At 68.1% G+C, this 19,706-nt stretch carries 19 protein-coding genes; 9 read left to right on the forward strand and 10 right to left on the reverse strand.

The genetic code is table 11. The features are described 5' to 3' along the window. Window positions 1–350: TOPRIM nucleotidyl transferase/hydrolase domain-containing protein (locus ACFWU3_RS35205; RefSeq protein WP_384445517.1), on the reverse strand; the 350-nt coding region annotated here is incomplete at its 3' end. A gap of 219 nt (window positions 351–569) precedes the next feature. Between ACFWU3_RS35205 and ACFWU3_RS35210 the strand changes: the two genes are divergently transcribed. The 3 genes from ACFWU3_RS35210 to ACFWU3_RS35220 all read left to right on the forward strand — a co-directional run bounded on the left by ACFWU3_RS35210 (window position 570) and on the right by ACFWU3_RS35220 (window position 2,064). Then, window positions 570–923, forward strand: a complete 354-nt coding sequence (locus ACFWU3_RS35210) for a cupin domain-containing protein (protein ID WP_384445518.1) — start codon at window positions 570–572, stop codon at window positions 921–923. Window positions 924–1,078: 155 nt separating this feature from the next. Next, window positions 1,079–1,633 carry a hypothetical protein gene (locus ACFWU3_RS35215; protein ID WP_384445519.1) on the forward strand — a complete coding sequence of 185 codons (555 nt, stop codon included), beginning with the start codon at window positions 1,079–1,081 and terminating at the stop codon, window positions 1,631–1,633. A 119-nt stretch (window positions 1,634–1,752) separates the two neighbouring features. Continuing rightward, a complete protein-coding gene (locus tag ACFWU3_RS35220; RefSeq protein ID WP_384445521.1) occupies window positions 1,753–2,064 on the forward strand; it encodes a hypothetical protein in 312 nt (103 codons plus the stop codon). Between the two features lie 109 nt (window positions 2,065–2,173). Here ACFWU3_RS35220 and ACFWU3_RS35225 read toward each other — a convergent pair whose 3' ends face one another. Next, on the reverse strand, window positions 2,174–3,538 hold the full coding sequence (locus tag ACFWU3_RS35225) for an esterase/lipase family protein (protein ID WP_384445523.1): 1,365 nt from the start codon (window positions 3,536–3,538) through the stop codon (window positions 2,174–2,176). 43 nt (window positions 3,539–3,581) lie between these two features. Between ACFWU3_RS35225 and ACFWU3_RS35230 the strand changes: the two genes are divergently transcribed. Together ACFWU3_RS35230 and ACFWU3_RS35235 are read left to right on the forward strand one after the other, a co-directional pair. Next, complete coding sequence (locus ACFWU3_RS35230) at window positions 3,582–5,531, forward strand: hypothetical protein (RefSeq protein ID WP_384445525.1); 1,950 nt, start codon at window positions 3,582–3,584, stop codon at window positions 5,529–5,531. After that, window positions 5,521–7,794, forward strand: coding sequence for a WD40 repeat domain-containing protein (locus tag ACFWU3_RS35235; RefSeq protein ID WP_384445526.1), 2,274 nt, complete (start codon window positions 5,521–5,523; stop codon window positions 7,792–7,794). The genes ACFWU3_RS35230 and ACFWU3_RS35235 overlap by 11 nt, the downstream gene beginning before the upstream one ends. 446 nt (window positions 7,795–8,240) lie before the next feature. Here the strand turns inward: ACFWU3_RS35235 and ACFWU3_RS35240 are convergent, their stop codons facing one another. From ACFWU3_RS35240 to ACFWU3_RS35275, 8 genes are all read right to left on the reverse strand, one after another. Then, on the reverse strand, window positions 8,241–8,819 hold the full coding sequence (locus ACFWU3_RS35240) for an NUDIX hydrolase (protein WP_384445528.1): 579 nt from the start codon (window positions 8,817–8,819) through the stop codon (window positions 8,241–8,243). 116 nt (window positions 8,820–8,935) lie between these two features. Next, entirely contained in the window at window positions 8,936–10,003 is a 1,068-nt protein-coding gene (gene selD, locus ACFWU3_RS35245; RefSeq protein ID WP_384445530.1) for a selenide, water dikinase SelD, read from the reverse strand. A gap of 45 nt (window positions 10,004–10,048) precedes the next feature. Beyond that, entirely contained in the window at window positions 10,049–11,239 is a 1,191-nt protein-coding gene (locus ACFWU3_RS35250; RefSeq protein ID WP_384445532.1) for a hypothetical protein, read from the reverse strand. Next, window positions 11,236–12,531, reverse strand: coding sequence for a CMP-5'-phosphonoformate--3-phosphoglycerate phosphonoformyl transferase (locus tag ACFWU3_RS35255; protein ID WP_384445534.1), 1,296 nt, complete (start codon window positions 12,529–12,531; stop codon window positions 11,236–11,238). The genes ACFWU3_RS35250 and ACFWU3_RS35255 overlap by 4 nt, the downstream gene beginning before the upstream one ends. Next, window positions 12,510–13,097, reverse strand: coding sequence for a nicotinate-nucleotide adenylyltransferase (locus ACFWU3_RS35260; protein WP_384445535.1), 588 nt, complete (start codon window positions 13,095–13,097; stop codon window positions 12,510–12,512). Before ACFWU3_RS35260 ends, ACFWU3_RS35255 begins: the two co-directional genes overlap by 22 nt. A 10-nt stretch (window positions 13,098–13,107) precedes the next feature. Beyond that, the gene (locus tag ACFWU3_RS35265; RefSeq protein ID WP_384445537.1) at window positions 13,108–14,088 is read right to left on the reverse strand and encodes a DHH family phosphoesterase; all 981 of its coding nucleotides are present in this window, start codon (window positions 14,086–14,088) and stop codon (window positions 13,108–13,110) included. Between the two features lie 156 nt (window positions 14,089–14,244). Next, window positions 14,245–15,780 (reverse strand): putative PEP-binding protein, encoded by a 1,536-nt coding sequence (locus ACFWU3_RS35270; protein ID WP_384445538.1) that lies wholly within the window; start codon window positions 15,778–15,780, stop codon window positions 14,245–14,247. Window positions 15,781–16,197: 417 nt separating this feature from the next. Beyond that, window positions 16,198–16,848 (reverse strand): helix-turn-helix domain-containing protein, encoded by a 651-nt coding sequence (locus tag ACFWU3_RS35275; protein WP_384445539.1) that lies wholly within the window; start codon window positions 16,846–16,848, stop codon window positions 16,198–16,200. A gap of 304 nt (window positions 16,849–17,152) precedes the next feature. Between ACFWU3_RS35275 and ACFWU3_RS35280 the strand changes: the two genes are divergently transcribed. The 4 genes from ACFWU3_RS35280 (at window position 17,153) to ACFWU3_RS35295 (ending at window position 19,606) form a co-directional block, all read left to right on the forward strand. Further along, window positions 17,153–17,941 (forward strand): oxidoreductase, encoded by a 789-nt coding sequence (locus tag ACFWU3_RS35280; RefSeq protein WP_384445540.1) that lies wholly within the window; start codon window positions 17,153–17,155, stop codon window positions 17,939–17,941. A 91-nt stretch (window positions 17,942–18,032) separates the two neighbouring features. Next, window positions 18,033–18,566 (forward strand): GNAT family N-acetyltransferase, encoded by a 534-nt coding sequence (locus ACFWU3_RS35285; RefSeq protein ID WP_384445542.1) that lies wholly within the window; start codon window positions 18,033–18,035, stop codon window positions 18,564–18,566. Between the two features lie 71 nt (window positions 18,567–18,637). Beyond that, window positions 18,638–19,216, forward strand: coding sequence for an isochorismatase family protein (locus tag ACFWU3_RS35290; RefSeq protein ID WP_384445544.1), 579 nt, complete (start codon window positions 18,638–18,640; stop codon window positions 19,214–19,216). Between the two features lie 228 nt (window positions 19,217–19,444). Then, window positions 19,445–19,606 carry a hypothetical protein gene (locus tag ACFWU3_RS35295; protein WP_384445546.1) on the forward strand — a complete coding sequence of 54 codons (162 nt, stop codon included), beginning with the start codon at window positions 19,445–19,447 and terminating at the stop codon, window positions 19,604–19,606. The last annotated feature ends 100 nt before the right edge of the window (window positions 19,607–19,706 follow it).

The following is a 19,706-nucleotide window of genomic DNA, read 5'->3' on the forward strand; positions in this document are numbered from 1 at the left end:
GGGGTGGGGCGGGTGCCCACCCCCGCGTCTCCTGGGGTGTGGTGTAATATGCCCGCCTCGCGGGCGTCGCTGGGGCGGGGGGGGCGGACGTCGATCCCCTGCGGGCCGAACATCTTCAGGAACCGCCCGATGCTGGTGGCACCTCCGAGCGGTACGACGGAGATCCCCTCCGCGTCGAGCCGTCTGCCGGACCGGGCGGCCAGCACTTCGAGCGCGATCCGGTCGCTGTCCCCCTCGACCAGGACGACGGTCCGCACATCGACGGCGAGCCGCTGGGCGACCGCTTCGGCCTCCGCGGCCCGCTCACCCCCGGCCGCGCACTCGACCACGGCCAGTCGGAATCTCGTCATGCCCTCCGAGTGTCCCGGCATCCGCTGCGGTCCTCCCGTTGATCGAACGTCCTTGCCGGCACCATTCTCGTCGTTCGCCCCGGAGCCTCGCCGCCCATTTATGACCGGGCCTCATCGCCCCTTGCGACCGGGGCCTCGTCAGACTGTCCTTGCGCCGGCCGGAGCGCGCGGCAGTGTGTCTCTGCCGCACAGCACCCCGTCCTGCCTAGCGTCATCTCCATGACGATGTTCAGCAGTCTCGCCGTGCACATCCCCGACGCCGACCTGGAGCCGGACCCCCTGGATCCCTCACAGATCGTGGAGGGCACGCCCCAGGTGTCGGGGAAGGTTCTGTGGGAGTCGAAGGACGGCAGGAACATCCGGGGGATCTGGCAGATCACGCCCGGCGTCGTCACGGACACCGAGGCGGACGAACTGTTCGTGGTCGTCAGCGGCCGCGCCACCATCGCCGTCCAGGACGGACCCACGTTCGACGTGGGGCCGGGCGACGCCTGCGTCCTGCGTGAAGGTGACCGGACCACGTGGACCGTGCACGAGACGCTGCGCAAGGCGTACCAGATCACGACGTCCTAGGTCCGGTGGCCGGGCACCGTGCTGCGGCCCGTCGTGGACGGACCGCAGCACGCTGCCCGGTTCGGCATGCCCGGTTCCGTATCTCCGGTCGGCTACCTTCTGGTGCGTACCCGCCCGAGACGGGCACCCAGGGACCACGACGGAAGGGCGCCCGCATGTCCAGCGACCCCCCGCACCCGTCCGCGGGCGATCACATCACCGGCGCCACCGGCATCACCGCCGCCCGCGCGGGCGACCCCGCGGCCGCACGGCTCAAGGAACGGATCTACGCCACCATCACCCTGGCTGCCGTGATCGTGACCCTCGCCGCGGCGGACACACCCGGCCACAGCGAGTCCGCGATCACCGTCGCGGTGACCGCTCTCGGGATCTGGCTGGCCACCCTGGTCGCCGACGAGCAGTCGCACCGCGCCATGAGTGGTCGCGGCGCGACCTGGACGGAGGTCCGGACGGCGCTGCACATCTCCAGCCCGCTGTTGCTCTGCGCGATGGGACCGCTGGTGCTGATCGGCATGTCGGCACTGGGCGTCATGGAGTTGGACACCGCGCTGCTGATCAGCGCCGGTGTGGAGATCGCGACGCTGTTCCTGTGGGGCTGGCGGACGGGACTGCGGATGGGCAACGGCCCGCTGAGCGCACTCGTCTCGGGGCTCCTGGACACGGCGATCGGGGTGGGAGTCGTGGGCGTGAAGCTCCTCGCGGGTCACTGAGCCGGTGCCCTCGGATGTCCCGGACCGCGTTCGAAGATCCGGATCGAGGGCAGGTCCTTGTGCAAGGCCGCAGAGCACTTCGTGTTGGTACGCCAGTCCGTTCGAGCGAGGAGGATTGCATGACCACGTACGTCATCACCATCCCGGGCACATTCCTGCGCGAGCTGAGCGACGGAGCCAGGGCCGAGGTCGAGGAGACGCTGCGCCCTGCCGATCCGCAGCAGACGTCGCTGGGGCGGCTGGAGGATCTCGATATTCTGACGATCAACGAGAACGGCACGTTCAGCATCCGTCTCGAGGTGGAGGCCGACGACAGCGGGAGCGCGGAGGCGCAGGCCAAGCAGACCGCCGCGGCCGCACTGAGCCGGGCGGGCTTCACCGAGGACGACGCACCGCTCGGCCCGGCGGCGGTGACGGGCATCGACGTCTGATAGATCGATCCAGGGCTGGACGGCGCCCGGCGGCGCGCGCCCCGCCGGGCGAAGCGGCGGAGGCGCGCGTTGCGAAGATGCACACCTTCCGAGGAGGAACTGTGTGAGCTCAAGCGTCGACGCACAGCAGGGCGTCGCTCACCGGCTCCACCGGCGTGGCAGCGGTCGTCACCGTCTGGACGGTCCAGCGGAACGCCCCGGGCCGGGCGATGCGCAGTGACGCGGTGTGCTTGCCGTCTCCTTGAGCTCGGAGCGGAGCGTGTCCGACGACTTCATTACTAGCGGGGTCGGACACAGTCACCGTCAGAACAAGACCATTTGAACCCTCAACGGATTCAGCCCGAACCGTCCACGGTTCACCGGGGGCGACCCACGGATCGGCTTCGACGGCAATCTCATCCATGACGGCCATGGGGCGCCGGGGACGGGCGGTGACGATGCCGTGCACTTGGATCAGCACGTGGGGCTGCTGCTGGAGAGATGCGTGCCGTCCCGAGACGAATACCGACCCCGAGTCGTCATTCCACTCAGGCGGTGCCGCGGAGCAGCGTGGGACCGTGCCATCCCCCCCTTGGGAAAGCTCCTGCGGAGAGTGGACGAGGACTTCGTCGTTCTCTGCGACGGACACCCAGGTGGCGGTCTTCTGGCGGTGACTCAGCAGGGCGTGGTACGTGGGACGTTCGTCGCCATTGGCGACTACGGCCTCCCGTATCCGTTGGTGGAAGCGTAGGGCGTGGTCCTGGCAGACAACGGGCAGTCCGGGCACCGTGGCGGCGGCGAGGGGCCGCAGAGTATCCGGGGTGAGACCTACACAGTCGTACATCGGGAGCAGTTCCGCGACTGACGGGAGTGAGCGGACCAACTCGCCGAAGTCGAAGCGCCGGGGCCCCAGGGAGGTGTAGCCGTTGGCGAGGGCGGCCAACGCCTTGGCTGCGCCCAGGAAGGGGGTGCCGATCGTGATGATCCGGCGGGTCAGCTTGTCGGTGTCGAGGCATTCGGCGTAGTAGCGGGCGACCAGGCCGCCCATGGAATGGGCCACGAACACCAACTTCGCCTCGGGATGCTGTCGTCTGCGATGGCGCAGCAGCGGTTCGACCGCTGCCTTGAGCCGACTTGCCGTGAACGCGTTCGACTGCCGCCAGTCGTACGGGAATTCGATGATGGAGCCGTGTCCCAAGTGCGCGAGTTCCCTCCGCAGCCTGTTCACAAGACGGTCGTATCCGTCGATGCTGAGGAAGCCCGGAATGATCCCTAGGGTGCGCAGCGTGCCCGTGGCGTGGGCACCGTCGTCGAACCCTCGCTCGGCAGCAGTGAACGCTTGCGCGGGGAGCGCTAGGTCCTGGGTCAGGCGATCGGAGAGCCGGTGCAGCCGGCTCACGCTCCGATAGCCCCAGATCTGGCGGGGTCCTCTGCTCAGCGTGCTGCCAAGAATGCCTGGCAGGACGACGACGAGATCCGCTGCGAGGTACTGCACAACAGGGCCTCCATTTTCAGCAGTTGTGCCAGTATTCCATCCTGTGACGACGCGCAACGGGGGCTCTGTCTTCTCTCTGGGCATTGATTACAGGGAAAGCGCCCATCCCGAACTTCCTGAGTCCTTGGCCGATGCGGAACGGGTGGAGGACTCCTTCCGCCTGTGGGGGTTCTCTCCGGTGGTCGGGTGCCGGGGACTGGCCGCCTCGGACGCCACGGCGATCCGGGAAGCGGTGGAGAAGTGGTCGGACGATGTCCGCGTCTTCGGTGACGCGTCTCCGCTGGTGCTGTACCTGGCGGGCCACGGCAGGCTGCACCACGGCCGCCATCACATCCTCACGGCAGCCAGCCCGGCGGCCCCGCCGTACGGTGGGAGGAAGTCGGTCAGCGCGGACGACCTGGTCGAGCAGATCCTGAACAGCGGGGCTTCCAAGGCGCTGATCATGCTCGACGTCTGTCACGCGGGTTTCGCCGCCTCACAGGTCCAGCAGGCGCTCTCCCACGTCGCCGCGGCCCAAGCCGCACCAGCCATGGACCTGGGTGTGCTGGTTTCGTGTCTTCATCACGAACGGTGCTACAGCGGATCCTTCGTCAAGGCACTCCTGTCGGCCCTGGAGGAGGGATCAGAGCAGGGGCACTGGAAGGATGGCGACGAGTACGTCACCTTGCAGGAACTGCGCGATGAACTGCGGGACAGGCTCCAGGACGAGCAGTGTGCCGAGGTCGCCGGGCGCAGTGGCCTGAAGGTCGTGCCCAATCCGCGCTATCGTGCGGACGCAGCGGCCCGGACAGTGGAGTTGGGCGAGTTGTTGCGCCGGCTGCCGCCCGCCGATCGGGAGCACTTTCTGCAGAAGGCGTCAAGCACTGATGCCAACGACGTTGGCTGGTTCTTCACCGGTCGACAGCAGATGTCTCGAGAAATCGTGTCCTGGTTGGCCTCACACGACCGCGGTGTTCACGTCGTGACGGGGTCGCCCGGGGCCGGCAAGTCGGCCTTCATCGGCCGTCTCGCCGTCTTGGCGGATCCGGAATCCCAGTCGGCATGCCGTGCTTTGGGCATGCTCGACGGTGATCCGGGGGTGCGTCCCGCGGTCGGATGCTTCGATGCTGTGTCCCATCTCAAGAACCGGCGCGTCGACGACGCCGCCACCGACATCGCCAGGCAACTGGGCATCGAACTCGCGGACTCTGCCAGTCCCGCGCGGGACCTGGTGCTGGAACTCTCCGATTCCGGCCGACGGGTGACGATCCTCGCCGACGCGCTCGACGAGGCGGAGCGGGGAGAGGAGGAGTTCGTCGCCCGCGACGTGCTGCGCGCGATCGGCAGCCTGGAAGGGTGTCGGGTGGTAGTCGGCACCCGACGTGACCGGGACGGCCGGTTCGACGCCACTCCCGACGATCCCGGACCGCTGGTGTCAGCCCTGCGGCCGCGTACCGGCTCCTACCGCGTCCTCGACCTGAGCGCCGACCCTGACACCGAGGACGACGTCGCACACTATGTGATGGAACGCCTCAAAGGCCGTTGGGCCACACTGGCCCGCCGAACAGCGGCGGCCCGCGAGGTCGCCGAGCAGGCGGGAAGGGTATTCCTCTACGCCCGATTCGCCCTGCGCGTTCTGGAGGGCTTCGACGAGCAAGTAGTGGACGAGCCCGGTTGGCAGACCCGGCTTCCTAGCGACGTCGGCAGCGCCGGGCTGCACGAGGTGTTCGCACGGGATCTGGAACGCTTCGACGATCCCGTCATGGTCCGCGAAGTGCTGACACCCTTGGCGTTCACCCGCGGCCGCGGCCTTCCCCGGCGGCAGATCTGGTCGGCGCTTGCCACCGAACTGGCCCGCTCGGGCCGCGCCTACCGTGACTCGGACATCTCCCGGATCGTCCGGGAAGCAGGCTGGTATCTCACCGAGGCGACCGAAGACGGACAGGCGGTGTTCCGCCTCTATCACCAGGCCATTGCCGACTACCTCAGCGAGGCGATGTGTGATGACAGGTAAATCAGACTTGGAGCAGGCGATCGCTTTGCGTCTGCGTGACCTGGCGGCAGTCGACGGTTGGGATCACGCCAACGCCTACATTACTCACTATCTGGCACTCCACGCCCGCGCGGGAGGCGTCCTCAACGAGCTGGCAGAGGACGTTGAGTTCCTCGTGGCGGCAGAGCCGGAGGTCCTGGCGAGCGCCCTGGGGGCGGGACTGGACCGGACGTTGCCGGACGCCGCCCGCCTCTTCCTGCGGTGCGCACACCAACTGCGCGGTCAGGAACCCGGTGAGCGAGCCGCCACGCTGGCTCTGGCCGCGATGGAACACGAGGTATCCCTGGACCTCCCTCGGAGGGTGGACGCGCGCTGGTGGCCACTGTGGTCCCAGAGCGAACCGACGGCATACCACCGGGTTCTGGCCGGCCACACGGGCCCGGTGTACGCCGTGGCGCTGGGTGAGCTGGACGGCCGACGCGTCGCGGCCACCGGCAGCGGTGACTGCACCGTGCGCGTCTGGGACCTGCATGACGGCACTGCTCTGCGCGTTCTGGAAGGACACAGCCAAGGCGTCAACTCCGTCACCCTCGGTCTGTTCGACGGCGACCCTGCCGTGCTGTCGGCGGGAGGCGACGGCACGGTCCGTGTGTGGGACCCGCGCACCGGTGCGCCGATCCACGTGCTGGAAGGCCACACTCATGGGGTGCGCACAGTGGTTCTCGGGCATGTGGCGGGCCGGGGGGTTGTCGTCACCGGCAGCGACGACGGTACCGTCCGGGTGTGGGACCAGCGGACCGGTGCTCCGGTGCGCGTACTGGAGGGGCACACCCACGGGGTGCGGTGTGTGGCGCTGGGCCATGTCGGCGGTGTGACCGTGGCAGTCGCGGGCAGCCACGACGGCACAGTCCGCATCTGGGACCTCGACAACGGATCCCTGATGAGGGCTCTGCGCAATCACACCGGTCCTGTCCGGACCGTGGCCGTGGGGCATCTCCACGGCAGGGCGGTGTTCGCGTCCGGCGGGGGAGACACCCGGATTCTGCTGTGGGACCTCGGCGCGGGCACCGCGCCGCTGCGTGTTCTCGACGGCTACACGTATGGCGTGAACTCCCTCGGAATCGGCGAGTTGGACGGCAGTCCGGCGATGCTCACCGGAAGCTACGACACCACCGTGCAACTGTTGAACCTGGCAGATGGAACTCTGCGGCGGGTTCTGGAAGGACACGCTGCGGGGGTCAGGTCCGTGGGCATGGGGCACCTCGACGGCATTCCGGTCGCGGTCTCGGGCAGCTACGACAGCACTGTGCGCGTCTGGGACCTGTCCGAAGACGGTGCGTCCGGCAGCTGGGTCGGCCAACCCGAGTGGGTGCGCTCGGTGGCAGTCGGGCACGACGGAGACCGCGTCCTTGTCGTCTCTGGGGGCAATGACTGCACCGTACTGGTCCGCGACCTGCGCGACGGAGCCGTCGTGCTCGAGCTTCGTGGGCACACCGATTGGGTGAGGTCGGTGGCGTGCGGTGAGGTGGACGGCGCCCCCGTCGCCGTCACCGGAGGCGACGACGGCACCGTACGGGTGTGGGACCTGCGCCACGGCCAACCACTGCACGTTCTCGAGGGCCATACCGACTGGGTACGCTCGGTCGCCCTGACCTGCGTCGACGACGTTCCGACGGCCCTGACCGCCGGCAACGACGGTACCGTTCGAATCTGGGACGTACGCACAGGAGTTGCCGTGCGGGAGTTCGATGCGGGTGTGGGGGGACCGGTGTACGCGGTTGCGCCGGGCGGACGAGCGAACGCTCGGCTGGTCGTGGCCGGATGCGACGACGGGATGGTCCGTGTCTGGCCACTCCAAGGCGGCGGCGATGTGCCTCTGTTGCTGCATGGGCACTCGGACTGGGTGAGGTCGGTGGCGTGCGGTGAGGTGGACGGCGCCCCCGTCGCCGTCACCGGAGGCGACGACGGCACCGTACGGGTGTGGGACCTGCGCCACGGCCAACCACTGCGTGTTCTCGTCGGGCACAGCGCCTCCGTGCACGCCGTCGCGGTCGGTGAGGTAGAGCAGCATGGGCTGCTCGTGGCCACCGGGAGCCAGGACGGCACGGTGAGGCTGTGGAACCTGTGGAACGGCTCGCACGTCGTCATGCCGTTGCCCGGCTGTACAGGGCTCGCGTTGCACGATCGCACCCTGGCTGTAGCGATGCACCGCGGCGTCAAGGCTGTGACCCTGTTCCCGGCTCCCCGTCCCTCCTCGGCCGAGACCTTCATCGTCCCGGCATGACGGTCGCGACGTTCATGAACCGTCCTGGTTCATGAACGGCACCTCCACCCGGAACGAGACCCCGCACCCGCCGGCCTCGGGCGCTCCGGAGTGCCCGCCAACGGGGCATGCGCACGCCACATCTACCACGAAAGTCTCCGCCGTTCCCTGCATCAGCCGACCATCCGCGTCTGACCGCGTGAGCGATTCCTCCGCGTCGGTGTCCGCGGGAGGCCGGTGGGTCTGCAGGACGTCGATCCGGTGCTTGCAGCGAGGACAGTGGCCCCACACATGCGTGACGACGAACCGCCGCGGTGCGTGGCGGGCCTGGCCGTGCAAAAGCCCCTCCTTGACCAGGTCCAGTGCCTTGCGGCTCCACGCGGAATCGCGGCTCTCGGTGTAGCGCAGTGCGCCGGCGCCGGAAAGGGGCTCTGTCGTCCCCCCGGGTTCCTGAACGCCGCGGATAGTCACCCCCGAGACCCGGGGAACTGTTGCGGAAAGACGAGGCCCAGGAGGACACCGACGCTGCGCCATTCCGACATTCGACCTCTCTGAATGGCGTTGAGAACCTCCTGCGGCGTGAGCCAGACCGGTGCGATCTGCTCTCCCGCCTCTGGCTGGGCCCCGTCGGCCGCCTCGGTGAAATGCTCAACGAGGTAGTAGTACAGGTCCCATTCGACGGTTGCCCCGGCCTGCGCAACAGTGATCAGTTCGGGGCTGTCGACGAGGAGGCCCACTTCTTCCTGCGACTCCCGAAGGACCGCCTCCTCGGCAGCCTTCGTCATGCTTCCGGCAGCTCGCGCCGAGGCGAAACTCTCATAGTCATCGAACACTTTCCCCCCGGGCAGCCGCAGGTCCACCCCGCCCGTTTCATCGCGGTACTCCTCCGTCAGCAGCATCCTGCCATCGGCGATGATCACCATCCGCACACCCGGCGGACGCCGAAAGCGCTCGAACACCCGGCCGTCAGGCTGGGGTACATGCACCACTTCACCCAGCTTCCCCGAGAACACCCGAGACTCCGCCAGTTCCTTGGAAACCGTCATGACCGACTACTCCTTGTGGTTCCAGTGAGTTGTGTATGACATCACCGTGTGGTCCCTGCCGGACCACACGGTGAACGAACGGGGAGACGATCGGTGCCGCCACACCTCCCCCTCATTCAGTCCCGGACCTCGACAGTGCCGGCTGAGCCGTCCGTGACCGAACCGATGATCGCTGCCGGGATGCTGCGAAGGGCACAAACCTCGATGAACGCGTCGGCTGTCGAGGAGTCTGCGGAGAGCAGCAGTCCACCCGAGGTCTGCGGATCGGACAGGATCAGCCGTGTCCCGTATCCGACCTCGGACCAACTCGTACGGCTCTCCAACGCGAACAGGTTACGTTCGGCGCTGTTCGGCACGACACCGTGCGTTTCCAGTAGATCGGCCACGCCGGGCAGTACCGGCACGGAGCGGGCGCGGACGAAAGCCGCACACCCGGAGGCGGACAGCATGTTCTGCAGGTGGCCTATCAGGCCGAAGCCGGTGACGTCGGTCGCCGCCCGTATACCGAGCTCCACAGCCACCGCGGCCGCTTCACGGTTGGAGGCTGTCATCAGATCCTCCGCCGACCGAACGAGCTCCGGCGTCGCGAACCCCGCCTTGCGGCCCGCCGTGACGATGCCGCTCCCGAGCGGCTTGGTGAGGATCAGTACATGACCGGGGCGCGCATTGCTGAGCAACAGCGCATGGTCTGTTGCCACCTCCCCCACGAGGCACAGCCCGAACATCGGAACCTCGGACACGATGGTGTGACCACCCACCAAGGGAGTCGATGACTCTGCCAGCGTAGCCACGGCGCCTGCTGTCAGATCAGACATCACGCCGACACCCAGGAACCGCGGCAGTGCGAGCAGGCTGAGAGCGAGGAGTGGCCGCGCCCCCATCGCATAGACGTCCGACAGGGCGTTTTGCGCGGCGATACGGCCCCATACAAAAGCGTCCGAACTAACCGGTGTACCAAAGTCGGCGGTGACCGCGAGAAGGCGCCCCGACTCGATCTCGTAGAGCGCGGCGTCATCCCGATCGCTACCGTCACGCTTGACCGCCGTGTGCGTTCGGCGGCCACCGATCAGGGCGTCCAGCTGGGTCATGAATTGGCCCATCACGTCGAGCGGCAGCTTGCATCCGCATCCGCCGGCTGTCGTCAGTTGCAATAGGTCGATGGCACCGGTCCCGTTCCCCGCCATGTCCACTCCTTGTGAGGACATAGTCCCCTCCGTAACCGGCAGGCCTCACGCGTCCAGCGCGTCTTGCAGCCGTAGCAGTTGGTTGTACTTCGCGGTACGGTCGCCTCGCCGTGGCCCGCCGGTCTTCAGCCACCGGGCGGCCACAGCCACAGCAAGGTCGGCGACAGAGGTGTCTTCGGTCTCCAGCGAGCGGTGGGATACGCATTGGGACATATCCTGCGCGGCCGCCTCGGTGGAAGCCCGAAGGGCCGCGCTCACCGTGCCGACCTGATTCATCTTCAGGACGATGCCCTCGGCCAGCGCGGGATCCAGGTATGCGGTGTTGGTCGCGTAGAGGTCGTCCCCGACCACGGCGACATGACCGGGAAGACGTGCCCTCAACCGCGGCCACCACGTCGAGTGCTCGGCAGTCAAAGGATCCTCGACAAAGGTGATCGGGTATTGCGCGGCAAGGTCGACGATGCGGTCGATCACGGCCTCCGGGCCGAGACGCTCTTGGCCGAACCGGTATCCGTCCTCCACCCACAGGTGTTCGGCTGCCACGTCGACCGCCAGGGAAAGGCCGGCGCTCTCCCCGCCACGGTCCAGAACCTCGCTGAGCAGGCCCAGGGGGAGCGAGAGATCCGCCGAGCGCAGCAGCATTCCGCCGGATGCGGAATAGCCGTCGAGTAGTCCACGGGCATCGAGCCGGCGCTCGGCCTGCGCGTACACATCCACGACGAGCGGGATGGTCTCGCTGGGAGGCCGCCGCTCTGTGGCGAGCATGATCTGCTGAAACGGGAGTCCGCTGCCGCGGCTGTGCAGCCCTCCGGAGACGACTGCCGCGAGAAGGCCCGGGAAGGCAGGCCGGGTTCCTGCAAGCGATGCCAGGTATTGGTACAGCGCTTTGCCGGAGACCTTGGCGATCGCGCGGGCGTAGGCGAGGGAGACGGCAAGGGTCACATCGGTGCCGAGGACCGGCAGTCGGTCGTCGAGCCAGCGGTCGACGGCCTCCTGGCCTTCACACAGCGCCCCGGGCAGTGCGGACAGAGTCTCCGCGGCATGGCTGGGAAGTGGCGAGCCGACGCGCAGGAAGCCGCTCGTTGGTCGTTCCCGCCGACCGGGCTTGATGGCCACGGGTGCCGAGCCGCGGCCGGTGGTCCCGTCCTTGAGGTCGAGTTCCGCCTCTGCCGCCACGCCGCCGCCGCTGTTGAGGATGGCACGGACCCTAACGCTGCCGATTCCGGGCGACGTCACGGCCGGGCCTTCACGAGGAAGGGCATGAGGTCGACCGCTTGAGCGACGGGCAGACCGCCCCGCATTGCCTGCGCCTCGGTGAGACGGGTCGTGTGGTCAGGTTCGAGACCCGGGGCGCGGACCAGGGCGGGCACGGGGTCGTCGGAGTGAATGCCCATGTCGCAAGGGGTGGCGTGATCGGAGGTGACAGCGATGACGTCCCGCGGCCCTGCGCCTTCGAGTAGCGGGGCGAGGAAGTGGGTGTCGATGAGTTCGATGGCCTTCCTCTTGTCGTCGGGCCGATTGTCGTGTCCCGGCTCGTCGGGACCCTTGAGGTGGATGAACACGACCTCGGTGGGGGCAGCGAGCACCTGCTGTGCGGCCGTGGCCAGGTAGGCGGCTTCCGACTCCCCGGGCTGCGGTAGGGAGTATGCGAATTCGGCGCCGATGAGTTCGGCCAGGCCGCGTTCGGCGGGAATCTGTCCCATGACCGTGAGAGAGCAGTCGAATTTCTCGCGGAACGCGGTGAGGGGCCGCGGCGCATCCCCGCCGTCCCTGACCAGGAGCATGTTTGCGGGCAGTTCACCGAGGTCCCGCCTCTCCCGGTTGACGGGGTGGGCACGCAGAACCTCCGCGGACCGGGCCACGAAGTCGTTGACGACCCGGGCCGCGCGCGCGTCCGCCGGAGCAGCGGTACGCGGCCGGGCGAGCAGCGGACGGGGGTCGATTTCGCGGACGGGAAAGCCAAAGGGGCCTACGTTCCGGAAACCGGGATCGGTGTTGGTGACCTGTCCGGACAGGTCACCCTCTCGGGCAGTGAACGACAGGATTCCCCGATGACGGTTGAACGCCACGAGTCCGAACTCCACCCCGAGGTCGGCCAGGGAGACCTGATCGCGTACGGCCCCAGCAAGGGCCTGCAACTGCTCGTCGCTCAGTCCACGTGCTGTGCGCCGGTCGAGAATGCCTCCTGTCTCATCACAACTGGCGAAGTTGACCCGGAAGGCGATGGTGCGGCCGTCGTCACGGACCAGACCGAGTCCATACCCCTCCAACGGACCTCGGCCCGTGTAGTGCAGCAAAGGGTCGTAGGACAACAGTGCCATCGCGCCTGAGTCGGATTCCGGCCAGATGTCTTTGCCGATGACCGTGATCAGGGAAGTCCGGGCCTCACTGGCAAGAGCGTCCAGCGCGGGGGTCACCGCGGCGTCTAGCGGGGTGCGCTGCCCAAGGGCGGCCACGGGGTGGTCGGCAGCGCCGTCCAGAATGATCATGTAGACCTTGGTCATGGTCACCTCTCCGCCGAGTTCCATGATCGGACGAGCCTGGCAGGCACGTTATGCGCGACAAGAAACTCCCGAGTGGCATCGGGGACCAGATGCTCCCACCGCTCGCCGGAGGCCATGGCAGCGCGTATCTGCGTACCCGATACGGCCTTGTGAGATGAGCGCCAGAGAACCTCCACCACGTACCCCGCGTTGCCCAGGCGGGTGGACTTCTCCTCTCCCCAGGCGTCGTAGACAGTGAGGAACTGAACGGCGCGCATCGGCGCGTAGTTGGGAAGTTCTTCCGGGGACTCGATGGGAAACGGAATGACGTCGAAGGAACGCGCACTGAGCCCCTCAGCGTACAAGCACGCCGAAATCATGGACATGCGCTCGTAAAAGGTGAGTGGATTGGCGGAGGGGTCTTTCCGATGCGGTGCCGATTCCTCGAGGGGAGCCCGCGACGGATCCGGCGACGTGATCCCCACCAGGAGATGACGGCACCGTTGCTTCGCCGCCATGACATAACGCAAATGATCCGTGTGGAAAATCTGGAATCGGCCATGTGCTACGCCCAGGTCAACGTGGGCACCCGCATCAGTCTCTTCGCTCACTGCTCACTCCTCAGGGCGTGTCCGCCGGGCAGTCCTGGTCGGCCAAGTGGGCTCCCAGCCGGGGTACATAGTCCGTTTTGCGAAGCAGAAGGCGGGGCACCCAGGAGACGTTGCCGACGAATGTGAGATCCACGGTGCGTTCCAGAAGTGCACGGGTGTCAGCCGCTGGGCAGACAACGGTGGTGCTCCCGTCGGTCAGACCGACGACGGACACAAAGCAGTGGTCGGCGCCCTGCTCCCGGGCCAGCAGTTCGATCGAGTTCAGCAGGTCGTCACGGCCGACGACACGCGCCGGCTCGGAGCACTCGATCTGCACGATCACGACGCGGCTGTCGAGGGGCGAGCCGAAGTGGAACTGCTTGGCGTTCGTGGCCAGCAGCGTGGCAGTGTCGAACCTCTCGGGGCTTTGACCCAGCGTGGCCAGCAGTTCACTGGTGAAGGAAGCGGGGAACTCGGTCGCCGTACGCAACCGGTCGAGGGCCTTGCGATCGCGGTCCGAGACAGACGGCGCTTCCAGGTTCAGCGTGTTACAGACAATGGCTGAGGCCAGGAGCCCCGCGACCGGCGGCGAGGGCAGAAGACCGGCCGCGTCGAATCGTTCCGCGATCAGGGTCGCCGCCGCCCCGACCGACTCGTTCTGCAACTGCGCGTTCGAAAAAGCGTCAACGTCGCCGTGAGGATGATGATCGATGATCTCCAGGACCTGCTGCGGGTCGAGATGGGAAGGCAGTTGGGCCAAGTGGTGGGTGTCCACCAGCACGACGTGGCATTCCGGAGGGAGTCGGTCCACGACGGCCGGCACCTCCACTCCATAGCGCGCCAGAGCCGTCAACGTGGCCGCGTCCGCGACCCCCCAGAGAAGGGGCGTGTACTTCTCCCCTTTGACGCGCTCAGCCCATTCGGCGTAGGCGAGGGAACAGCAAACGCCGTCCGTATCCGGGTTGATGTAGGAGAAGACGAAGCGGCTGGACGACTGCTGACAATCATTCATGAGGCCCCATATTCGGAGAGGCTCTTGCCACCCGCGAAAGTATCTCGCGGCCCTCGGTACGCGCTGCTGCACGGTCCGGCGGCGTAGAAGATGCGCAGTCCCATCCACCGGACCCGGGACACACGGGGCGCGGTCGAGGGCAGCCAGGTCAGTGATCTATTCATCGTGCTCCAACAGGGTGCGCGCTCGGTAGCGCCCCACCTCGATACGAGCTGGCAGGACTCCGGCAGCGCTCACGCTCACGAAGGCAGGGCCACAAGGCAGTAGCGCGGCCAGGGAGGGGGGATCTGCGGCGTGCTCGCCGCAGACTCCCCACGGAGTGTCAGGCACCGTCTGCGACAGGATCTGGATCAGTCCCATGGTTCCCAGCGAGTGATCGAGATGCGCCATGGGGTCGTCGTCCAGCAGTTTCCCGGAGAGATACGCGGGCAGCAGTGCGGCGGCAACATCGTCGCGGCTCATCCCGAGAGAGAACTGGACGAGATCGTTCGTCCCGACGCTGAGGTAGTCGACCTCCGCGGCGATGTCGGCCGCACGGAAGACCGCCTCCGGCGTCTCGATCATCGCCCCAACGGTCACCTCCGCTGCGGCCCGGGCCGGCAGCGCGAGCGTACGTCGGACCGCACGGGTCTCGGCCCCCGTGGTCAGGAATGGCAGCAGTATCGCGAGCCGGCTGCGCTGAGCGGGAGGCAGGCCGAGATGGGCTTCGACTATTGCTTGGGCCTGGGTTCGGTACAGGTCCGGACGCAGCACGCCCAGCCGGCTCCCCCGTACACCCATCATGGGATTGTGTTCCCGTAATCGCGGCAGGTCCTCAGGTGCCGCGAACTCATGAGCCGGCGGGTCGAGAAGTCGGATGGCGAGCTTCTTGCCCGAGCAACCGGACATCAGGGCACGGCACTTGTTCACCAGTCCGGTGCGCAGCTTCGCCAATGCGGCCTCCCGGCCGTCCGCTTGGTCGGCCCATAAGGCGGCGCGCAGGTGCGGCAATTCCTGCACATCGAAGAACATGTGCTCGGAGCGTGCTACTCCAACACCTGCTGCGCCGAGCGTCATGCAGCGTTCGGCCTCCGCGAGGGTATCCGCGTTGGCATACACAACAGGACCTGGAAGATCACCCAGAACTTCAGCTGCCTCACTCAACTCACGGACCAGGTCGCGGGCGCGCGGATCCTCGTACCGTTCGAGCCGCCCTCGCCACACTGTTCCGGTCGTCGCGCAGACGGTGACCCACTCGCCGGAACGGAGCGTGCCGCCGCCCGGCATGGTCAGCGTCCCGCGATTCAGCGTGAACGCGGTACCCACCACGGTGGGCTTCTCCCATGACCGGGCGAGCACAGCCGCGTGGCTCGTCGTACCACCAGAAGCGGTGAACAGGGCCACGGCGTCGGCCGCGGCAGGCATGTCAACGGCGTTGGTCACGGGACGGGCATACACGTAGGGGGTACCCGCCTGTGTCGCGGAAGCACACTGGGCAGGAGTCGTACACAACACGCCACTGGCGCATTCCTGGGTTACACCGGTACCAGTGCCCACGGGCGTGGCGCCCGCTGAGGCGAGGGCCCGGCCCGCTGCCGCGCGCAGAGCGTGCGACGTGTCGTGTCCGGCCAGAAGACGGGCTGCGCGCATCGTGGCAGAACTCACCAGGACCAGACCCCCTCCATTGGACCACACGCGACGCCTACCCCTCATGCGCAGCGGTTCCTGAATAATGACCGCCGGAGCGGCCTTGCGCAGGATTTCTGCGATTTTGCGAGGCCATGGGCCGCCGCGTCCGAATGTGCTTCAGAGCTGACCCGGCCCCCTCGCGGCTGCTCCTCGGAGCGGAACACAACCCTCCCGCCCGAAACGCGCCGCCCTCCTCCGCCAAGGGCATCAAACTGAGAATCTCCCCGGTCCAGGTCATCACACCGAGGACGTCGCCGAACAGATCAGAAACCAGTCGCAACAGCGACGGCCGGGCCGTGCACCGAGAGGAGCCAGAAGTCAGCAGCCTCCACCGTCATCGGCCATCTGAAACCGATCACACGCCGCGTCCCGCGCGCTTCGTGTCGCGGGCTGAACCACGGGCATGGGCGATTGCATCCACGGTCGTCAGCTCTCCCTCCGTCACAGACGGCGGCAGCCGTTGCGCTGGTCCCGGGCCGGCCGGTGGCCCGGTCTGTTCTTTCGCCGTGGGGGCGGGGACGACAGGAGGTGCGCGGCCTGCGCCCGGTCCCACGCCCGCCCCCACACCTCCAGGCCGTCCCCGTCGGTGACGCCGCAGGTCTGGATGAAGGCCAGGACGAACTCGCGTCGCGGGTGGGCCCGTTGGGCGAGAACCCGGCCGATCGTGGCGTGCGGCAGCCGGCCGTGGCCGCCGGCCTGCCTCTCCAACTCCCGATAGGGGCGGCTGCCGTCTCTGCGGTACAGCTCCAGCAGGGCGAGGTGCAGTCCGGCGAAGGTGGTGACGTAGTCGATCCGCAGACGGCTCGCGCCGGGTCCGGGCCAGGTGTTGCGGGCGTCGTAGCGCGCGCCCTTCCACAGGCGTTCCGCCTCCGCCGGGTCCGCCCCGCAGACCTCGGCGAGTGCTCTGACGACAACGAGCCGGGGCACCGTACGGCCCGACACGGCTCGGCTGAGGGTGGCCTTGCTGAAGTGCGTGCGCTGCGCCAGCTCCGTGTAGCTCACCTGGGCGTCCGCCCGGCGCTGTCGCAACCAGCTGGCAAGGGCGTGCAGTGATGTGGTGCACGGCGCGATGGGATTCTCGGCGCGCCCCATACGACGCCCTCCTGGCTGGGAACGGAGGCGAGCCCGATCTCTGGACGTGGGGGTGGAGAACGCACAGCATCTTCCAGCCGCCGTCTCGACATTTACAAGATCACATTACCTGCTCGCAGAGTCGCGTGTCGGCAGTTGCCGCAGGAGAACGGACGGCGGGGGACGCTGCGGCCCGGGCGGGCTCCGGCTCCCACCGGGTGCCATGGACCCGCGCACCTGCCGACGGCCCGCCGATGGGGGAAAATCGGTGGTACCGGACGTCCGCGCCCCGGTCTGCCCGGCACCCGCGATCCAGGGAGTCCCCATGGAGCTGCATCTGGCAGGCAAAGTCGCCGTGGTCACCGGCGCGAGCAAGGGCATCGGGCTGGCGGTGACCGAGGGACTGGTGGCCGAGGGCGTGAACGTGGTGGCCGGCGCCCGTACGCTCACGGACTCCCTCGCCGCTCTCGCGGCCGGCCCGCAGGTCCGGCCGGTACTGGTGGATCTCACGACGACGGAGGGACCCGGCGGGCTGGTGGGCGAGGCGATCGACTACTTCGGTGGGGTGGACATCGTCGTCAACAACGTGGGTGCGGTGCGCCCGCGGTCCGACGGCTTCGTCTCCGTGACCGACGAGGACTGGTCGGAGTCGCTCACGATCAACTTCCTGAGCGCGGTGCGCACCACACGGGCGGCTCTGCCACATCTGATCGACCGCGGTGGCGGTTCCGTCGTGACCGTCAGTTCCGTCAACGCCTTCCTCCCGGATCCGTCCATCATCGACTACTGCGCGAGCAAGGCGGCGCTGTCCAACTTCTGCAAGGCCCTGTCCAAGGAGGTCGCGGCCCGCGGAGTGCGCGTCAACACCGTCAGTCCGGGTCCCGTCGAGACGGGGCTGTGGCTCGGCGAGGACGGGGTCGCGGCGACGGTCGCGCAGTCCAGCGGCGCCACGCCCGACGACGTGACACAGCGCGCGGCGGCGCAGTCGGCCACCGGGCGCTTCACCCGCCCGCAGGAAGTGGCCGATCTGGTGCTGTTGCTGGCCAGCGATCGTACGGGCAATGTCACCGGCGCCGACTTCACGATCGACGGCGGTCTGATCACAACGCTCTGACGCCCCCCATGTCCGTCGGCCGCCGGGTGGCAAGCCTGCCGAACGGACTCCGGTTACCACTGAACGCACGGCTTCGGTCAGGATGGGCCCCATGATCGAGATCCGCACCCCCCGCCTCATCCTCCGCCGCTGGCACGACGACGACCTCGTACCCATGGCGGACATCAACGCGGATCCACGCGTCATGCACTGGATCCGCGACGGTTCGGTCCGTGATCTGGAGGGCACCGCGGACGACATCGAGCGGTGGGAGGAGGAGTGGGACGAAGAAGGCTTCGGTCTCTTCGCCGTCGAACTGCTGGCCTCGGGCGAACTGATCGGCTTCGTCGGACTGTCCGTGCCCGAGTTCCTGCCGGAGGTGCTGCCGGCCGTGGAGATCGGCTGGCGGCTCGGGCAGCAGTACTGGGGACAGGGCTATGCGTCCGAAGCCGCCCAGGCCACCTTGGAGTTCGCGCTGCAGGACCGCGGACTGGACCGCGTCATCAGCATCACCCAGCCCGGGAACGAGGCGTCGCAGAACGTGATGCGCAAGCTCGGCATGGAACCGGAGCGCGAGACGACCCACCCGGTGTACGGCCACGCCCTGACTGTCTACGCCATCGACCTCACGGAATTCGCCGCCTGACCGCCCGGGCCGAACGCCCGGTCCTCCCGCGTGCACCGGGGACGCCCACACCGACCGGAAGGAGCACCCCCATGCCCCTCACCACCCTGGACCCCATCACGGCGCTGGTGGTGATCGACCTTCAGCAGGGCATCGTGAGCAGGCCCGTCACCCCGCACTCCGGCGCCGACGTGGTCGCGCGCGCCGCGCAACTCGCGGACGCCTTCCGTGCCCACCGCTCCCCCGTGGTCCTGGTCCGCGTCAGCTTCGCCGCCGACGGCGCGGACGCCCCGCCCGGCCGTACCGAGGCCGGCCCGCGCGGCGCCATGCCCGAGGGGTGGGACGTGGTCGTGGACGAACTCGCGGGCGGCAGCCACATCCCCGTCACCAAGCACAACTGGGGCGCCTTCCACGGAACCGACCTCGACGTGCAGCTGCGCCGTCGCGGTGTCACGCAGGTCGTGCTGGCGGGCATCTCCACCAGCATCGGCGTGGAGACCACGGCCCGCGCCGCCTACGAGCACGGCTACCACGTCACCCTCGCCACGGACGCCATGTCCGACACCGACGCCGACGCGCACCGCAACAGCGTCGAGCGCATCTTCCCGCTGCTGGGCGAGACCGGGACCACCCATGACATCATCGCTCTCCTGGAGAAGACATCCGGCTGACATCCGCGACAGACTCCGCCAGACCGATCGACCACGGGGTCCGCACAGGGGCACAAGATCCTGCTGCGGTGCACGCGTTGCGCGTCAGTTCCTCCCGTCGAACGGGCATATGATTCGTCGGGCTTCGTACCCACAGCGCCGTGTCACGGCGGTGGTGGTGCGGGCCGGCACCCCACAAGCGTCGGCGGAACGACACGCCGCGTCGCACCTCATCCTCGGAAGGCCTGCATGACGACTGATGCGCCCCGGCGCGACGGCGACGAGCCGACGCGCAGCACCACAGCTGCCGCGGGCTACACGGACCTGTTCCGTGAGCCGCAGTACCTCATCGAACTTCCCCCGCTGGAGGAGGACGAGGCACTCCCCGGCCGGCTTCCTTCGCAGGCCTGACGCCTGCCACGGGCGCGTCCCGCACGGAGGAGCGGGGCGGGGCCGGGGCGCCCCGGCCCCCCGCCACGTTTAACAGCGCATCCTCTGGCGGGCCCCGACC

The organism is Streptomyces sp. NPDC058685 (genome assembly GCF_042714725.1).
Classification (GTDB): Bacteria; Actinomycetota; Actinomycetes; order Streptomycetales; family Streptomycetaceae; genus Streptomyces.